Source organism: Sphingopyxis sp. FD7 (assembly GCF_003609835.1).
Lineage (GTDB): Bacteria > Pseudomonadota > Alphaproteobacteria > Sphingomonadales > Sphingomonadaceae > Sphingopyxis.
The window spans coordinates 981,305-999,383 of record NZ_AP017898.1 but is presented as its reverse complement, the minus strand read 5'-3'; the positions used below and the strand labels follow the sequence as shown (position 1 = coordinate 999,383).

The 18,079-nt window shown below is 60.8% G+C and carries 11 protein-coding genes, 1 tRNA gene and 2 CRISPR repeat arrays (1 of these 14 only partly in view); of the genes, 6 read left to right on the top strand and 6 right to left on the bottom strand.

Translation table 11 applies throughout. From position 1 onward, the window contains the following. Window positions 1-45 precede the first annotated feature (45 nt). Together SPYCA_RS04645 and SPYCA_RS04640 are read right to left on the bottom strand one after the other, a co-directional pair. The gene (locus tag SPYCA_RS04645) at window positions 46-4,287 is read right to left on the bottom strand and encodes a strawberry notch-like NTP hydrolase domain-containing protein (RefSeq protein ID WP_120219137.1); all 4,242 of its coding nucleotides are present in this window, start codon (window positions 4,285-4,287) and stop codon (window positions 46-48) included. A 40-nt stretch (window positions 4,288-4,327) separates the two neighbouring features. After that, window positions 4,328-5,257 carry a DUF7146 domain-containing protein gene (locus SPYCA_RS04640; protein WP_120219136.1) on the bottom strand — a complete coding sequence of 310 codons (930 nt, stop codon included), beginning with the start codon at window positions 5,255-5,257 and terminating at the stop codon, window positions 4,328-4,330. Between the two features lie 124 nt (window positions 5,258-5,381). Here SPYCA_RS04640 and SPYCA_RS04635 point away from each other — a divergent pair, with 124 nt between their 5' ends. Further along, window positions 5,382-6,038 (top strand): lytic transglycosylase domain-containing protein, encoded by a 657-nt coding sequence (locus SPYCA_RS04635; protein ID WP_120219135.1) that lies wholly within the window; start codon window positions 5,382-5,384, stop codon window positions 6,036-6,038. A gap of 89 nt (window positions 6,039-6,127) precedes the next feature. Here the strand turns inward: SPYCA_RS04635 and SPYCA_RS04630 are convergent, their stop codons facing one another. Beyond that, a complete protein-coding gene (locus tag SPYCA_RS04630) occupies window positions 6,128-7,399 on the bottom strand; it encodes a tyrosine-type recombinase/integrase (protein WP_120219134.1) in 1,272 nt (423 codons plus the stop codon). Between the two features lie 94 nt (window positions 7,400-7,493). Here SPYCA_RS04630 and SPYCA_RS19200 point away from each other — a divergent pair. Next, a tRNA-Lys gene (locus SPYCA_RS19200) sits at window positions 7,494-7,575 on the top strand. A gap of 17 nt (window positions 7,576-7,592) precedes the next feature. Here the strand turns inward: SPYCA_RS19200 and SPYCA_RS04625 are convergent. Beyond that, complete coding sequence (locus SPYCA_RS04625) at window positions 7,593-8,147, bottom strand: site-specific integrase (RefSeq protein ID WP_269462438.1); 555 nt, start codon at window positions 8,145-8,147, stop codon at window positions 7,593-7,595. 19 nt (window positions 8,148-8,166) lie between these two features. Between SPYCA_RS04625 and SPYCA_RS04620 the strand changes: the two genes are divergently transcribed. Next, window positions 8,167-9,341, top strand: a protein-coding gene (locus tag SPYCA_RS04620) for an IS3 family transposase (RefSeq protein WP_120219132.1) whose coding sequence is annotated in 2 segments (ribosomal slippage) — window positions 8,167-8,452 and window positions 8,452-9,341 — 1,176 coding nt in all. Because the reading frame shifts where the segments join, the coding sequence is not laid out codon by codon here. 28 nt (window positions 9,342-9,369) lie between these two features. On the opposite strand, the gene SPYCA_RS04615 is transcribed toward SPYCA_RS04620, so the two are convergent. Next, window positions 9,370-9,543, bottom strand: coding sequence for a transposase (locus tag SPYCA_RS04615; RefSeq protein ID WP_232003527.1), 174 nt, complete (start codon window positions 9,541-9,543; stop codon window positions 9,370-9,372). A gap of 655 nt (window positions 9,544-10,198) precedes the next feature. Between SPYCA_RS04615 and cas9 the strand changes: the two genes are divergently transcribed. From cas9 to cas2, 3 genes are read left to right on the top strand one after another with little or no spacing between them, the layout of a single operon-like run. Beyond that, the gene (gene cas9 / locus SPYCA_RS04610) at window positions 10,199-13,411 is read left to right on the top strand and encodes a type II CRISPR RNA-guided endonuclease Cas9 (protein ID WP_120219131.1); all 3,213 of its coding nucleotides are present in this window, start codon (window positions 10,199-10,201) and stop codon (window positions 13,409-13,411) included. A 48-nt stretch (window positions 13,412-13,459) separates the two neighbouring features. Beyond that, complete coding sequence (gene cas1, locus SPYCA_RS04605; protein ID WP_120219130.1) at window positions 13,460-14,392, top strand: type II CRISPR-associated endonuclease Cas1; 933 nt, start codon at window positions 13,460-13,462, stop codon at window positions 14,390-14,392. Then, window positions 14,389-14,718: a CRISPR-associated endonuclease Cas2 gene (gene cas2 / locus SPYCA_RS04600; RefSeq protein WP_197715368.1), complete on the top strand. Its 330-nt coding sequence runs from the start codon at window positions 14,389-14,391 to the stop codon at window positions 14,716-14,718. Before cas1 ends, cas2 begins: the two co-directional genes overlap by 4 nt. A 72-nt stretch (window positions 14,719-14,790) precedes the next feature. Then, a CRISPR array of direct repeats spans window positions 14,791-15,552; the repeat unit is 36 nt; unit sequence GTCATAGCATTTCAGAAATCGCGGTCCAGCTGCAAC. 63 nt (window positions 15,553-15,615) lie between these two features. Here cas2 and SPYCA_RS04595 read toward each other — a convergent pair. Next, window positions 15,616-16,787, bottom strand: a protein-coding gene (locus SPYCA_RS04595; protein WP_120218809.1) for an IS3-like element ISSpma3 family transposase whose coding sequence is annotated in 2 segments (ribosomal slippage) — window positions 15,616-16,535 and window positions 16,535-16,787 — 1,173 coding nt in all. Because the reading frame shifts where the segments join, the coding sequence is not laid out codon by codon here. 113 nt (window positions 16,788-16,900) lie between these two features. After that, a CRISPR array of direct repeats spans window positions 16,901-18,079; the repeat unit is 36 nt; unit sequence GTCATAGCATTTCAGAAATCGCGGTCCAGCTGCAAC (it continues 701 nt past the right edge of the window).

Genomic DNA, 18,079 nt, shown 5'->3' with positions numbered 1-18,079 from the left:
TCCATATGGCATCATATACGCCGATTAATGCCATTTGGCAACCGTCTATGCGGATGATGCCAATCTGGCAACCACGCTCGCCGCGCCATCGATCGGCACGAACAGCCGCGTCTGGTAGCGGATGATTTCCGAGAAGCAGCCTTGGGCCTTGTACCAGTCAAGGCGGGCAACGCTCCATCCGGTAAGTTCAATTCGCTGTGAGCCATTGACCAGACTGCGCTTGACCATGAGCTGCTCGCGGCCAATGAATTCCATGGCTCGGCCAGTCGCCAGAACAGTCTGGACGATGTCGTCGGCTGACAGCGCTTGCTCGCGTTCGAGACCCAGCGCCCGGCACAGTTCCGGAACGCAATGGACCGGAACCTCCCGGCCAAGCAGCGAGCGGCCATCCGCTGCCGATATGCGACTGACCCTCACGAAATCGGACGGGAGCTTGTCCCAGACCGGCAGCAGAAGGCCCGTCGCAAGATAGAGGCGCTCGCGCTTGTGGCTGGTCCGCGCTTCCTCAACTTCGGCTGCCCAGGCTTCGCGGAAAGCGTCGACGGAGATTCCCTCCCAGCTGCTCTCAGCCAGCTGATCCTCGGTGATGTGGCTGCGCTTCAGCGGACGCAGCAATTCGAAGCGGGACACGCGCGTGCCATCATCGGCAAGAATGCTGCGGGCGGGTACGAGCAAGCCAACCCGGCCTGAACGCGCGTTCCGAACAGGTTGCTGCCGTTGCCCGGCGAGGCCGTAGAGCTCTTCGAGCCTCTTCAGCGTCAGCGGCTTCAGGGCCCGGGCGATTTCCAGTTCCAGCAGATGGGTGGTCGCGCCCGACGCCGGATCCGTGCGCAGCAGCGTGTCCGACAGGACCGTGAAGTCCTCGACCGCGATGGTCTCAAGGCCGAGATCGAGCGTGCCGGCCTGACGCGCGGCATCAATCCGCGCGTCAACCAGCCCCATGAACTCATCGAAGATCGCGTTCTGTAAGGCGATGGGAAGTGCGAGGATGCGATTGAGCCAGCGCTGGATCGACGGCAGGTCATCGACCATCGACCCGTCGGGTGCTTCAATCCTGAGGCCTGTCAGGTCCTGAAATCGCCCGAGGCTGACCGCATCGAGCTTGCCGATGAACAACAAGCCGAACCAGCGGTGGAGCGCCTCCTTGACGTAGATGCTCTCGAGATTGTCGGCCGGATCGAACAGGTTCTGTCCGCCGGTCTGGCGCTGCCCGCGCGTCAGGGCCCCGAGGCTGTCGAGCCGCCGCGCGATCGTCGAGATGAAGCGGCGCTCGCCGCGGACATCGGTCGTCACCGGCTTGAATAGCGGCGCTGATGCCTGATTGGTGCGATTGGTCCGTCCGAGCCCCTGGATTGCGGCGTCAGCCCGCCATCCTGGCTCGAGCAGGAAATGAACGCGGCGGGCCTGGTTCTTGGCTGCGAGATCGGCATGGTAGCTGCGCCCCGTTCCCCCGGCGTCGGAAAAGACGAGGATGCGCTTGCTGCCATCCATGAAGGCCTGGGTTTCAGCGACGTTCGCGCGCGGCGATCGGGATTGGAGTTTCTGATGGCCATCGCCGCCAATGATCAGCCGCCGCGTACGGCCGGTCACTTCCGCCACCTGATCGACGCCGAAGCGTTCGATGATGGCGTCAAGCGCAGTCGCGATGGGCGGCAAGGCGCAGAGCTGCTCGATCATCCGGTTGCGGGCGGCGAGTGCCGATCGGCATAGTACTGGCGCGCCTTGCTCATCGCTCATCGGTTCTGAGCGAGGATTGCCGTTTTCATCGGTGAAGACCGCCATCAGCCGGACAGGAAAGCTCTTGGCGAGGTAATCGATCACATATTCCCGCGGGGACAGATCGATCTCCAGCGCTTCGCGCTCCTCATCAGAGAGGTCGGCAAGCCGACGATTGAGCATGGCTTCTGCGGTCGAGACCAGCTGGACGACCACGGCGTTCCCCTCGCCAATCGCTGCGTCGATAGCTGGTAACAGGCTGGGCAGCTTCATCGACAGAAGCAGCTGCGCGAAGAAGCGCTGCTTGGTTCCCTCGAAGATCGAGAGCGCTGCGGACTTGGCACCGGAATTGAGCGTCCCGCCGGTTTCGCTATCGACGATCCGCGTGGCTTCCAGCGCTTCTCGGAGGTTGGCGTGAATGATCGCCCAGGCCTCGGCATAGGCGTCATAGACCGCAATCTGATCCTCGCTCAGGCGATGCTCGAGGATTTCGTATTCGACGCCGGCGAAGGACAATGCGCGCGCGGTGTAGAGGCCGAGCGACTTGAGGTCCCGCGCAACCAGTTCCATCGCTGCGATCCCGCCGTCACGAATGTCGGCGACGAACGCCTCGCGATTGGCGAAGGCTGTCTCCGGACCCCACAGGCCAAGGCGCGTGGCATAGGCCAGATTGTTGACGTCTGATGCACCTGTTGCCGAGGCGTAGAGCACGCGTGCCCGCGGCAGGAGGTTCTGCAGGCGCACGCCAGCGATACCCTGCTCCGATCCCTTGACCTTGCCTCGCGATCCTTCGCCGCCAGCAGCATTGGCCATGGCGTGCGCCTCGTCGAACACGATCACGCCGTCGAAGTCATCACCCGCCCAGGCGAGGATCTGGTCGAGGCGGGTCGCATCGTTTCGGCCCGACCGCAGGGTCGGGTAGGTCACGAAGAGAATGCCATCGCGCATGGCGATGGGGGTGCCGAGCTTCCAGGATGCGAGCGGCTGGATGTCGATCGGGAGGCCACCCAGCGCAGCCCAGTCGCGCCGGGCATCTTCGAGCAGCGCCTCGTTCTTCGAGATCCAGATATGGCGGCGCTCCCCGCGCACCCAGCGATCGAGGATGACGCTGGCAACCTGACGGCCCTTCCCGGCGCCCGTTCCGTCCCCGAGGAAATAGCCCAGGCGGTACGTCTGGCCTTCCGCAGATGCCTTGAGCGAACAGCCCTTGTCCTCGGGCTCGAACCGACCGGGTAGATCGCGCGCATGGGCGCTAGCCGCGTAGATCAGTGTCTCTGCCTGGGCGGCCGACAGCAGTCCCTTGGCAATCATTCCGTCGGGCAGCTGGGGCACAGCTTCGGGAATCGGTGCGGCGATCGACCCCATGGCGACGGACTCAACGAGCGGCGTTGGATGTTCCGCCGCGCCATCGATCACGATTCTGCTCGGACGATAGGGCAGATAGTGGCCGACCTGAGGGGCAAGCGGCGAAGGGGTTTCGAGGGTCTGGTACGTGAGCGACCCGATGGCGGATGCTGCAGGAGTGATTCTGGTCGGTGTCGGCAGTGGCCTGCGCGGCGCGGCCACCAGGCGAAACGGCGCACGAGCCGGGAGGCTCGATTGCTCGGGAACAGCCTCCAAGCTGCCGCGAGCCGGCAGAGCCTCGACAAGATCGACCAGCTGGCGAAAGTCGTTTGTGCGGATAGCGACAGGCTCATGGGAGTCGTCCACCTTGTCGAACACCAACAGCCGCGTGGTTATGCCGGTGCCCTGCCTGACGAACGCGCGTTCGACGGCGGCATTGAGCCGCAGCGAAACTGGCCCCTTCAGACCCGCCAGAAACCTCGCGCAATCGAACCATTCGGGCATGATTGCGAAAAGCCGACCGCCGGACGCCAGACGGTTCCAGGCCGACCTCAGGTGGCGCGAGCCGGTGCGACTATCGTGCCCTCGCTCGATGCCGTGCGAATAGGGAGGGTTCATCAACACGACGCTTGGGGTGATGGCGGGATCAAGCAGTTCGTCGATCAGCTCAGCGTCATGACCGGCCACTCGGGCAGCCGGGAACAGGGCATTCAGGCAGTCGCGGCGGAGCGGCGAGATTTCGTTGAGGGCAAGGCGCGAGCCGGCCTTGGCGGCCCAGACCGCGAGCATGCCCGTTCCGGCCGAGGGTTCCAGCACAAGCTCGCCAGTGGCCAGCGCGCAAGCTCGGGCAGCAAGCCAGGCAAGGCGCGGCGGCGTCGCAAACTGCTGCCATTCGATCTGCTCGTCGCTGCGATTGGTCTGGGTCGGCAGTCGGGCATCGAGGGAGCAGAAGAACTGTTCCGCCTCGTCGATCGACGCCGAGAGCAGAATCTGATCCGCTGCTCGCAGGTATTGAACCTGTGCCAGCTCGGTGGCTGCATGGGCGTCACGAACTGACCAACGCCCGAGAGCATCGCTCCCCCCGAAGTGCTCTGTCATGATGCGCGTGACGTCGCTGCGTGAAAGCGCGCGGCCTGCCGCCAGCTCAGAAGCCATGGTCTGGGCCGCCATCACAACAACGGGCGGTGATGGGTCATCGAATGCAAAGGCGAGGGAAGAATTGGACATGGGAACCTCCTGACGAGGTCCTGCGGCGGGCAGGCCTCAATCAGCCAAAGGCCCCCTCCCCTCTGCCCGATAGATCAGGTTTTTGGGCAAGCCGCGACTGCAGCTCATCGTTCCAGTCAAAACCAGGCGAGGCCGGTGCTCGCGAGTGGATGACACGATTAGGCGTAGCATAGGCCTTCAGCGCTCGCTCCTCGGCGAGAGCGCCTCCGGCATCATTGTCGATGAACAGGTAGAGCTCGCGCACGCTCTCCGGGATCGAAACCAGACCGAACCGCTCGTTTCCAAGCGTCGCCCAGCACGGGATCCCGAAGAGCTGCATGGCTGACAGGGCGCTCTCGATACCTTCGGCAAGACCCAGACGCCCCTGCACTGCCGGCGCAAGTCTGACGGCACCACAGCCAAGGGTGCCAAGCGCACGCTTGGGCCGCTCGAAACCGGCCAGCTTGCCGCTCGCCACGTCGAGAAATGTCCTATGTACTGCGATAACGCCAATGTCAGTCGTGACTGCGGCCAGCATCGCAGGGAGAAACTTAACTGCCCCGCGTGGCCCGAGCGGCGTACGTTCAAGGTAGCGGAACTGGTCAGATGCGCGCTGGAGACCGCGCTGTCCGAGATATCGTTCGACCGGGCTGTCGGAGATCGCCGAAGCCGATTGCCACAAGCGTCGCGCATTGGGACTGAAGTCACTCTGATTTTGCCGATCAGCTGTTCCAGGGCCAGAACCATCAAAGAGCTCTCGGCTGCGAACGCCCTGGCGATCCAATGCAGCAATGACGTCCTCATTCGAACATCCGGCGAAGCAATGGAACAGGATGGCCTTTCGCCCCAAGGTCACGCTGAGCGACGGTGTGCGGTCGTCGTGGGCAGGACAGCAGCACATGCCCTTGCCCTGGCGCCATGTTCCCTTGAGGCGTACGATAATCGTGCGGGCACGGCGTTCGAGTTGATGACTTTTCTCTAGCTGGGGCATCGACCTACTCCGGTTGAGGTGCCCTCCCCGTGCAGCCTCCGCTCTGCACCAGCGCCAAAGCATTTTCCTACATCGTTTGTTCTTTATATGTTCTCACTCGATTCGGCTATAGAAGGATCGAGAAATGACAATAAAAGCTCTCTTGATCGGTGGCATTGCCATCGCATCAGCCATGCCTGCCAATGCCCAAGAACTGCCAATGCCAGATTTACCAGAGCAACATGCCGGTCCTTCAGGCGGCTTTCGGATTGCCGAAGCATCGAACGGATTTCAGTTGGTCGAGCATGGGTTCTGGCAATCCGCGCAAGCCGCCCCAGCACCAAGTTCGAGCGTTGCAGAAAATGGACGGGTCAACCTGCCGCACAGATACGAGCCCAAGGCCAAAACTGCCGCATCCGGGTTTCGGCGGGCGAGCTACCTGCCCCACGTTTATGCGGCGGAAGCGAAGTATTCATTGCCTACCGGCCTGCTCGACGCGCTCGTCTGGACGGAATCCCGCTATAACCCCCTTGCTGTCAGCCCGGCAGGCGCTGCGGGCCTTGGCCAGCTGATGCCAGCAACGGCAAAGGAACTTGGCGTCTTCAATCGCTTTGACCCCATGGCCAATATCTTCGGCGCGGCGCGGTATCTGAGGCAGATGCTCGACAGGTTCGGCGTGGTTCACCTCGCTGTCGCAGCCTACAATGCCGGTCCAGGTGCAGTCGAACGCGCGGGCGGGATACCGCGGAATGGCGAAACGCCCGGATATGTCCGCGACGTCCTTCGCTATTGGCGCTTTTAGCGGTTTATCCGCAAGTTAGCCGAAACAGAGGAAATCGACGGATTGTTGCCGGGCTGGACCATTTTGCAGGCAAGCGACTGCACGGGAGTTTAGCCGCTTTTGGCCTCGACGGGGTACTTGGCTACAATCTGCATTACCTCCTTGCCCCACAACGCCAACGCCTCGCGCTTCTCGTTGGTATACTGGTGTCGGTGATAAACCCCCGCCACACCGGCCATAGCTGATCCTGACTGGTGATTGAGGACCGCTTCAGAAACCACCAGAGGTATGCCGAGACGCTGGAGGCCAGTTGCCACCGTCCGCCGAATGTCATGCATTGTGAAGTGACCGGCTTCGTAGCCGAGCTTCTCGTCCACGCTTGCTCTGATCCGCTTCCATGCTTTCGAGAGGCCGCTAACGCTGTTCGTGCTGGTGACCTTCGATGCCAACAGAATCTGGGATTGCTTGTGAGCATCGTCAGGATCGATCCCTGCGGCCACGAAGACCTCTGTGACTACTGCAAGGGCCTGCGCGGATAGCGGCACCACATTCGCTTTGCCATTTTTCGCTCGGTCGCCTGGGACGGTCCAAACCTTCGCCTTGAAATCGAACTCGTCGCAAGCTGCATCGAGCACTTCACCCCGGCGTTGAGCCGTAAGGACAAGCATCTGCACAAGGTGACCGAATGGATAGCCATCCTCGACCGCAGATTGCCATAGCGCCGCGAGTTCTCGGTCGCTGAGTACGCGATCACGAGGTTCATTGCGTTTCGGACGCCACGCGTCCCGGCAGGGATTGGCGGGCATATGCTCGAGTCTGGTGAGTGCCCAAGTGTAGAAGGTCGAAAGATGGCGATAGACGATCCGCGCCATCGTCAGGGTTTCCTTGCCCCGCTCGAATGCGATCTTCTCAACAAAGCGGCTCACGTCACCTCGGGTAATGGAGTCCGCGAGGCGGTCTCCCAGCTCGGGCTCAATGTACTTTCGGAAGACCCGATCGAACTCCCTTGCGCTGCGCTTTTTGCCCTCGATCTGCTGGGACAGATACGTCTCGTAGAGCTCGGCGACCGTACCGACGCCCTTTGCCCCTTTCCTCTTAGCACCCGGCTTCCTGGCAATGCTCTTGCCCTGCTCGACATCGACCAGCAGATCTCGCGCCTTCTTACGCGCATGAGCGAGGGTAAAACTCGGACCATGGCGTCCGATGGTCACATTCAACCACTTGCCCTGAACCCGCTTGCGCAGAATGTACGTCTTGATACCACTGGCACCCATGCGGAGCCTCAGGCCGGGGACGATACCATCGGCCAGCTCAACCTGACCAGCCGCCGGCGCCTTGAGCCCTGCGATCTTCGCGTCCGTCAAACCTACTTTGTTCGCCATATGTACCTGCTACCTTAGGTAGCTTTTTGTAGTGGATACTGGTGAACATTTCAAGAACAATGCGGACTGTGAATCGCAGATTTCCGCCATTTTCGGACACATGCGGACGCGCTAGGACCCTCTGATCATGGCTCTTAATCAGCGGGTCCTAGGTTCGAGCCCTAGTGCGTCCACCATTTATTCTTCAATATAATCAGTAACTTAGGTCAGTCCCGGCCACGAGCTTGAGCCTTGGCGGCTCCGAACTGTGACCATTTTTGTGACCTTCGGCCGAACCCCCGGCTGGCGGATTTCCGCCGGTCCGAGGTGTGACCGAAAACGTCAGCTGGTCGGCATAGGGCTGGAGATGCTTCACCGACATATGGGCATAGCGCCGCACCATCGATTCGGACTTCCACCCGCCCAGCTCCTGAAGCACCCAGGTGGGCACGTCATTCTGCCGAAGCCAGCTTGCCCATGTATGGCGAAGATCGTGCCAACGAAAGTCGGTGATCCCTGCCCGCACGAGCGCCGCACGCCACGTCTTGGTATTCACCTGGCCGAGCGCGCGGCCCTTGAAGGTGAACACATATTCGTGCTGGATCGCCATCCTCCGCTCGAGCACCGCGATGGCGAGATCGTTGAGCGGTACGCCCAGTGCTTCGCCATTCTTGGTGTCGCCGTGCCCGATCGTGACGATGCGGCGGGACAAGTCGACCTGCTCCCAGTGATCTTCCCCCGGTTGCGCGGACACCGATGAACGGCTCATTGGAGCGAGGAGGTGTAAGATGGCGAAGGTTGGGAAGCGATATTTCACAGACGAGTTCAAGCGCGAGGCTGTGACGCTGTGGGAGACGAGCGGTCGGATGCAGACCGACGTTGCGCGTGAGCTGGGGATCATGCCGACGATGTTGAGGCGCTGGCAGCGGGCACTGGAGATCAAGGGGACAGTGCCTGCGGCGAAGCCGCTATCATCGCCGATGGCGTCGCCGGCGGATCAGGCGTCGGAGATTGCCAGGCTGCGCCGCGAACTCGATCGCACGCGCATGGAGCGCGACATTCTGAAAAAAGCGGTCGGCATTTGCGCGGAGATGCCACGGTGAAGTTCCAGTTCATCCGCGCCCATGCTGGCACCTGGCCGGTCAGCGTCATGTGCCGCATGCTCGGTGTGTCGCGCAGCGGCTATTACGATTGGCGCGATCGGCCGCCGAGTATGCGCACGACGGCGAACACCGTGTTGCTCGGCGATATCCGTCGGATCCAGGCGCGGCATTCCGGGCGATACGGCAGTCCCCGGATGCATGCCGCGCTGCGCGCGGAAGGGCGCGGCTGCAGCCGCGGTCGTGTCGAGCGGCTGATGCGCCGCCACGGCATCCGTGCGCTTGCCGGTCGCCGCTTTCGGCCCTCGACGACCGACAGCCGCCATTACCTGCCGATCGCGCCGAACCTGCTCGCGCAGCGCTTCGAAGCCACGGCGCCGAACCGCGTGTGGCTGGCCGATATCAGCTATATCCCGACCGGCGAAGGCTGGCTGTATCTGGCCGCCGTGCTCGATCTGGCGACTCGCAAGATCGTGGGCTGGGCGATGCGGGATCACATGCGCACCGAACTGACGCTCGCTGCGTTGATGATGGCCGCCCAACGGCAGCGACCGCTACGCGGACTCGTGCATCACTCCGATCGCGGATCGCAATATGCCGCCGGGGCTTATGTCGATCAACTCACTGCGATCGGCGCGACCGCGTCGATGAGCCGCACTGGGAACTGTTACGACAACGCGCCGATGGAGAGCTTCTTCCATACGCTGAAGGTCGAACTGGTCCATCAATGCCGCTGGGCAACGCATCTCGAAGCCCGGCAGGCTCTGTTCGGATATATCGAAGGCTATTATAATCGGAACCGCATGCACTCGGCCCTCGGGTATCTCACCCCCGAACAGGCCGAGCAACGCATGACGGGCTAACCCTGGTGTCCGCGCAACCGGGGGAAGATCAGCCCGACAGGGCCTGTCGGCGCCACGTATAAAGCATCCCGCTGCCGACCGCGTGCCGCTGGCACGTCGCCGAGACCGAGCCGTCGGGGCCGAACGCCTCGCGCAGGATCGACAGCTTCTGATCCACCGACCAACGGCGACGACCGCCAACGACCGCGATCCGACTGCTCATACGATCACTCATATGACCACTCACGAGAACACTCGCTCCCGCCGCTCCGGTATCCTCGTTCATCACCGCTCCTCGCAAAGAGCGGCTATCAGCACCCCGCAGCAGCTTCCCGCAAGGCGGTCTTCAGGACACGGTACCCTTGCCAGTAAACAACCGCCACGACATCCGGGTTGCCCGCAACCATTTACGACGAATGATTTGCTCGGTACTTGTCAGATGAGTCTGGCATTAGCGGGCAACCGAACATTTCCACACGGTCGGATTCGGTCACAACTACGAATCCCGCTTCTTGGGCAACGGTAAGAAATGGGGGCCGTAGCCCCCACCTTATTTGGTGCAATCAAGTTGCTTGTTAACAACCGGACCGCGATTTCTGAAGGATTCAGTCCATCAGGAATCGCGGCTGATGTCAAGAGGTTCAGAAATCGCCGGTCCGATTGCAGCCTACTCCATTTATCAGTCGCCAACGCCACCATGCCACGCCTGGCCCGTGATCGGAAGTGATTTAAATGGAGTAGGGAGTTTTAACTTCGATTGACCTGTGGTAAAAAGCCCTTGTCGTGTCCGATTCGGGCTGCAGCTGGTGGAGCCTGGAAGGGTCGAGCCGACGCTCGCCCCTTCCCTTGCGGATGGAAGCTGAGGGAGGGAATCGTATATGACAACGCGTCTCGGCCTCGACATCGGCACCAACAGCATCGGCTGGTGCCTCTATGACGGCGACAGCATCCGCGACATCGGCGTGCGCATCTTTTCGGACGGGCGCGAGCCGTCGAAGCTCGCCGTTTCCGGGTCCGGCACGCCGCTGGCGGTCAAACGGCGGGAGGCGCGCGGCGCAAGGCGGCGGCGGGACCGCTATATCGGGCGGCGTTCCGCCATGCTGCGGGAATTGCGTCGGCACGGACTGCTGCCAGCCGATCCCGAACTGGCCAGGGCGCTGGAGACGCAAGACCCCTATGCGTTGCGTGTTCGCGCGCTCGACGAGAAGCTGGAACCTCACCAGATCGGGCGCGCGCTGTTCCATCTCAACCAGCGGCGCGGTTTCAAATCCAACCGCAAGGCGGAGCGCACGTCGAAAGCCGGCGAGGATGGCAAGATCGCCACGGCCACCAGGCTGCTTGACGAGGACATGCGGCGACTGGGTGCGCGAACCCTGGGCGAGTTTCTGGTCAAGCGCGATCATGAATCGAATGGCACGATGGGCAAGCGCGTCAGGATGCGCGCCGACAGCAAGGCTTATGACTTCTATCCGGACCGTCGGCATGTGCTGGACGAGTTCCGCGCTATCTGGGATGCGCAAAAGGCCTGGTATCCAGACCTGCTGACGCCGCAGGCATGGAACGGCATTTACCGTGTGATCGAATATCAACGACCGCTGAAGCCACAGATTGTCGGTCCTTGCACCTTCGCAGGAATCAACGGCGTGCCGACGGACGAGAAGCGCCTGCCCAAGGCGCATCCGCTGTTCCAGCAGCGCCGCCTGTATGAGGAGGTCAACCAGCTCAGGGTGGTTGCACCGGGTGCAGCCGGGCGCCCGTTGACGCTCGATGAGCGCGACGCCCTGATCCTGAAGTTGCAGGACAAGAAGTCGGTTTCTTTCGACACGCTGGGCAAGACGCTGAAACTCAAGGACGGCGAACGGTTCAACAAGGAAGGCGAAAACCGCAAGGCGCTGGATGGTGACGAGGTGCGCGCCGAACTTTCGCACAAGAAACTGTTTGGTCCGCGCTGGTTTCATTTCAGCGCCGAAGAACAATGGACGATCATCGAACGGCTGCTCGAAGAGGAGGACAGCGACACCCTGCTGACCTGGCTGAAAAGCGAATATGGGCTGGACGACGAAACCGCGCTGGCTGTCGCCAACGCGAAACTGCCCGAAGGGCATGGGCGCTTTGGACTGACGGCGACAAAAGCGCTGCTCAAAGAATATAAGGCTGATGTCTGCACCTACGCCGAAGCCGCGAAACGGGCTGGATTTCATCACAGCGATTTCCGGACTGGGGAAGCGTTCGACCAACTCCCTTACTATGGTGAAATCCTCTCGCGCGAGATCGCGCCGGGCAAGCCTGAATATGGCGACGCGAATGAACGCCGGTTCGGCAAGATCACCAATCCCACCGTCCATATCGGGCTGAACCAGCTGGCCAGACTGGTGAGCGCGATCATCCGGGTCCACGGAAAGCCCGACCAGATCTTCGTCGAACTGGCGCGCGAACTGAAGCTCAACGAAAAGGAGAAGGTCGCCTATAATCGGCAACTCAAGGAGAACACCGATGCCGCACGCGACCGTGGCGCGAAGCTGGGCACGATGGGCGTCCGCGATACCGGGCGCAACCGACTGATCCTGCGGTTGTGGACGGAACTGAACCCCAAGGACGTCCTCAATCGCCGCTGCCCCTATTGCGGGGAGAATATCGGCCAGGCGCATATCCGGAACAACGATGTCGAGATCGACCACATCGTTCCATATTCCCAAAGCTATGATGACGGCATTGGCAACAAGGTGCTTGTCCATACGTGGTGCAACCGCGAGAAGGGCAGTCAAACCCCCTGGGAGCGCTGGGGCCATGATCCCGACCGATGGTCCATCATCCAGGAGCAGGTTGCGCACCTTCACCGCTCGAAGCAATGGCGCTTCGGCCCGGATGCGCGGGACCGCTATGCGGCGGAGGAAGGCAGCTTCCTGCCCCGGCAACTGGTCGATACCCAATATCTCACCCGTATCGCGGCGAAATATCTGGCCTGCCTCTATCCCGAACGCGGCGAGCGGCATGTGTTCGCCGTTCATGGCGGGATGACCGCGATGTTGCGCCGCCTGTGGGATCTGAACTCCATCCTGCCCGATCATAATTGGGTGGATAATAAGGAAAGCAATGCGCCCAAGAACCGCCTCGATCATCGTCATCACGCGATCGACGCCGCCGTGGTCGGCATCATGACGCCGGCGCTGATCGCGGAGATTGCGAAGGCGGCGGCGCGCGCCGAAAAGCAGAATCTCGACAGGCTGTTTGAAGATTTGCCTATGCCGTGGGCGCGGCATCCGAACGATCGCCGTTTCCGCGACGAACTGCGTGAGAAGATTCTGGCCGCGACCGTGAGTCACAAGGCGGATCACGGCCGCCGGGGCAAGCCCGAACCGGGGCGCGACATCACGGCCGGCAAATTGCACAACGACACGGCTTATGGCTTCACCGGCCTGATCAGCGATACGGGCCTGCCGGTCGTTGTCCACCGCGTTCCGCTCGCCAGCCTGACGCCCAAGGACATCGCCGATCCGGATCGCATTCCCGATACCGCTCTGCGCGACGCATTATGGCAGGCAACGCGCGATGTTGCGGGCAAGGAGTTCGAGAAGGCCTTGCTCGACTTTTCCCGCACTCATCCGCACTTCAGGGGCATTCGCCGGGTGAGAGTTCGGGAGGGACTCACGCTCATTCCGATCAGAGATCGAACAGGCAAGCCCTACAAGGGCTATCTGGGCGATTCCAATGCGCGCTATAATGTCTGGCAGATGCCGGACGGCCGATGGGTCCATCAGGTTATCTCGACATTCGATCTTCACCAGCCGGGCTTTATCGAACAGCGCCCTCACCCGGCAGCGAAGAAAGTGCTGAGCCTCAGGCAGAATGATCTGATCGCGATTGAGCGTGATGGCGGGCCTCGCCAGATTATGCGGGTACAGAAATACGGACAAAACGGCCAGATTTTCCTGATCGAGCACAACGAAGCGGGAAATATGACCGAGCGCAACAAAAACCCGGATGACCCCTTCAAATTCTATGGGCCGGGGGCATCGGCGCTCAAGAACATGAAAGCCCGCCAGGTTCGCGTCGATGAACTCGGCCGCATTTTCGACCCCGGGCCGCGTTAACCCGTCATTATCCATGATGTGCCAGCCTGCTCTCCCGAAAGGCTGGCCATGGATCGCATTGTCGATATTGCCACAAACGACCTCCATCTCTCTGCTTATCGCGGATTTCTTGTCGTCAGCCTTGATCGGCAGGAACAGGGGCGCGTAGCGCTCGACGATATTCAGGCGGTCATCGTCCATGCCCACGGCGTGACCTGGACGACCAGCCTGGTCGTCGCGCTTGCCGAACGCGGTGCAATCATGGTGCTGTGCGCGGCCAACCATTTGCCGGTGGCGATCATGTCACCCATTGATGGTCATCACGCTCAGGCTGCCAGAATGCGGGCACAATGGGAGGCGCCGCGTCCCCTTTTCAAACAGCTCTGGCAGAAAATCATTGTCTCCAAGATTTCGCTGCAAGCCTCGTTGCTGGCGGCGCAAGGCAGGGATGAAGCCAACGCACTGGCCTTGATGGCACGGCGCGTTCGTTCCGGCGACCCGGATAATCTGGAGGCGCAGGCCGCGCGGAAATACTGGCCCGCCCTGTTCGGGAGCGATTTTCGTCGGGATCAGAATGCCGATGGCCCGAATGCCCTTCTGAACTATGGCTACACGGTCGTGCGATCCTGCGTCGCTAGGTCAATCATCGGCGCGGGGCTTCACCCGGCGATCGGGCTGCACCACCATAGTCGCCTCAACGGCTTTGCATTGGCCGACGATCTGGTCGAGCCGTTCCGACCGCTTGTTGACGCGCTGGTTCTGCGGATGAGCGAGGAAGGCGTCGACGCCGTCACCACGCAAGCGAAACAGCGGCTGGCGCGTCTGATCGGCCATGATCTCCGCTTGGGCGGAGTCGTATCACCCGTGTCCGTGGCAGCCCAGCGACTGGCGCAATCGCTTGCCCGAAGCTTCGAAGAACGCAGATCGGCACTGGCCCTGTTTGACCCACCCGATCCTCTCGATTGGGCCTCGATCGGGCAATCAGTTGCGATCGAAGCATGAACCTGAGCGGATACCGGCTGATGTGGATATTCGTTATGTTCGACCTGCCGGTGGACACCAAGGAACACGCACGCGAAGCGACGAAATTCCGGGAGTTTCTGCTTGATGAAGGCTTTGAAATGAGCCAGTTTTCAATCTATGCTCGGTTTTGCAATGGCAAAGAACATTATGAAACCTACCTGCGGCGAATCGAGGCTCACCTGCCCGAACGCGGAGAGATTCATGTGCTCAACTTTACCGACAAGCAGTACGAGAATATCATCCGGTTCTCGAGCCAACGTCGCCAGCGGCAACGAAAAAATCCCGATCAACTCGCCCTGTTTTGATGATTCGCTGCATTTTTGCAGTGACAGATGGGATCTTTTCCGGTTTCAGTTCAACCAGTTAAGAGCCCATCCGTCATAGCATTTCAGAAATCGCGGTCCAGCTGCAACATATTACTAGGGATAGTGCCAATCCGACTGGTCATAGCATTTCAGAAATCGCGGTCCAGCTGCAACGCAAGTTCGGCCTGCTCGACGGGCAGTGCGGTCATAGCATTTCAGAAATCGCGGTCCAGCTGCAACGGCGTGGCGGGAGCGATGGCGAAAGCCCTGGTCATAGCATTTCAGAAATCGCGGTCCAGCTGCAACGGAAGTCCCGCGTCCCCGGATGGTCCTTCCGTCATAGCATTTCAGAAATCGCGGTCCAGCTGCAACGATGCTATCGCCTGGGATAGCCCTGATGACGTCATAGCATTTCAGAAATCGCGGTCCAGCTGCAACTGGGCCGTCCCGCTGGCACTATCGAGCGCTGTCATAGCATTTCAGAAATCGCGGTCCAGCTGCAACATCTTTCATCCAGAACAGATCGCTGGCCATGTCATAGCATTTCAGAAATCGCGGTCCAGCTGCAACCAGGGCACGCTCAATCCGACGCTATGGGGCGTCATAGCATTTCAGAAATCGCGGTCCAGCTGCAACGTGAAGCCTTGTTCTTTCAAGGCATCGGCTGTCATAGCATTTCAGAAATCGCGGTCCAGCTGCAACAAGCGCAGGTCTTCTACGGCACGCCGGAAGGTCATAGCATTTCAGAAATCGCGGTCCAGCTGCAACGGTGATCGGAACGCCCTCGTTGATCGCGCGGTCATAGCATTTCAGAAATCGCGGTCCAGCTGCAACTCCATCTCGACGATGGATTGTTGGGCGGGAGTGACGTGACCCCCTGGTTTCCACCAGCGGGGATTAGAGCCCAGCAGCTTTGTTGCGCATGAGCGCAGTGTAAGCAATGGCCTGTGCAGCGGAGCCCGAAGGGCGTAGCTGCACAGGCCATTGCTTATGCAGTTCGGCGGCGAACGCCGCCGGTGTCTCATATCCAAGGGCCGAGTGTGGCCGCGCCTGGTTGTAATCTTCGGCCCAGGCCGCGATCACTGTGCGGGCATGATCGAGGTCGAGGAACAGCGTCTCGTTCAGAAGCTCATCGCGCATCCGGCCATTGAAGCTCTCGACATAGCCGTTCTGCATCGGCTTGCCCGGCGCGATATAATGCCACTCGACCCCGACCTCACCGCACCATGCGAGCACCGCGTTCGATGTCAGCTCGGTCCCATTGTCGCTGACGATCATCCCCGGTCTGCCGCGCTCCTCGATCAGATCGCTGAGCTCGCGCACGACCCGGCGCCCGGAGATCGACGTGTCGGGCACCGCGCGCAGGCACTCCCGCGTGACATCGTCCACGATGTTGAGCACCCGGAACCGCCGACCTGACGCCATCTGATCATGCACAAAGTCGAGGCTCCACCGCTGGTTCGGCAGCGCGAGCACCGGTGCGGGCGCCCGCGCACCGATCGCCCGGCGCCGGTTGCGTCTTCGTCGGACCATCAGCCCCTCCTCTCGATACAGGCGCTGGGTCTTCTTCCTGTTGATCATCACGCCCTCCCGGCGCAGCAGGATATGCAGGCGCCGATAACCGAACCGGCGACGCTGCTGCGCCAACTCGCGCAGCTTCTCCCGAACCTCGGCATCGTCGCCACGCTGCGACCGGTAGCGCATGCTCTTCCGATCGGCGCCTGTGACACGGCACGCCCGCCGCTCGCTCATCCCATGGCAAGCCTGGAGATGGGCGACCGCTTCCCGCTGAACGGCGGGCGTCACCATTTTTTTGTGAGAAGATCCTTCAGCGCCGCATTGTCCAGCATCGAGTCCGCAAGCAACCGCTTCAGCTTCGCGTTCTCGTCCTCGAGCGAGCGTAGCCGCTTCGCCTCCGACACCTCAAGGCCGCCATACTTGGCCTTCCAGTTGTAGATCGTTGCTTCCGACACCCCGTGTCGCCGCGCCAGCTCGCCGGTCTTCGCGCCCGCCTCCGCTTCCTTCAACACCCCGATGATCTGCTCTTCCGAAAACCTCAAACGCTTCATCTGTCCGTCCTTCCTTCAAGACCGGACTCTAATCACTGTTGGAGGAAAATCAGGGGGTCACGTCAATCGCGGTCCAGCTGCAACTGATTTTTGTCATGCCGTATATTATTACGGGTCATAGCATTTCAGAAATCGCGGTCCAGCTGCAACAGCGCCCGGCCGATAGCCTCTGCCAGCGCAGTCATAGCATTTCAGAAATCGCGGTCCAGCTGCAACCATAAGCGGGCGTCGGAGAAGCTGCAGGAGTCATAGCATTTCAGAAATCGCGGTCCAGCTGCAACGGACCGGGGATTAGGCCACCGCGCATTCCGTCATAGCATTTCAGAAATCGCGGTCCAGCTGCAACTATGCGAACCAAAGGATTGACCTTGAAAAAGTCATAGCATTTCAGAAATCGCGGTCCAGCTGCAACTGCGCTTGCCGCCGACCTATGGCGTCGGCGTCATAGCATTTCAGAAATCGCGGTCCAGCTGCAACTCATCGAGTCTGTGTCCAACGTCGGTGATCGTCATAGCATTTCAGAAATCGCGGTCCAGCTGCAACGACCGCTGCACACGGTAACCCACCCCCTATGTCATAGCATTTCAGAAATCGCGGTCCAGCTGCAACGCTGCCGACATCAAGTATTATCATGGCGGCGTCATAGCATTTCAGAAATCGCGGTCCAGCTGCAACAGGACGGCTCGTGCTGGGGCTACTACGGCGGTCATAGCATTTCAGAAATCGCGGTCCAGCTGCAACGGCGCATGGCGCGCGGCGATGCGTGGATCAGTCATAGCATTTCAGAAATCGCGGTCCAGCTGCAACCCAGTAATCGCGCCACCATTGAGCGTTGTGTCATAGCATTTCAGAAATCGCGGTCCAGCTGCAACTTACCGCCGCTTTTGACGTTGAAAACATAGGTCATAGCATTTCAGAAATCGCGGTCCAGCTGCAACAACTTGCGCTCGGCTTCGAAAATGCCGTGAGTCATAGCATTTCAGAAATCGCGGTCCAGCTGCAACGCGTGTTGGCCTCTACACTACGCTGCTACAGTCATAGCATTTCAGAAATCGCGGTCCAGCTGCAACACGGCGCACGACATGCCGCCGGTCGATTGCGTCATAGCATTTCAGAAATCGCGGTCCAGCTGCAACGCATTCGGTCACGGCCTCGATCTGCGCGGCGTCATAGCATTTCAGAAATCGCGGTCCAGCTGCAACGAGGGCAGCGACAACAAACCCCAAGACGTCGTCATAGCATTTCAGAAATCGCGGTCCAGCTGCAACGAGACTGGGCGCGATGAGATTTTT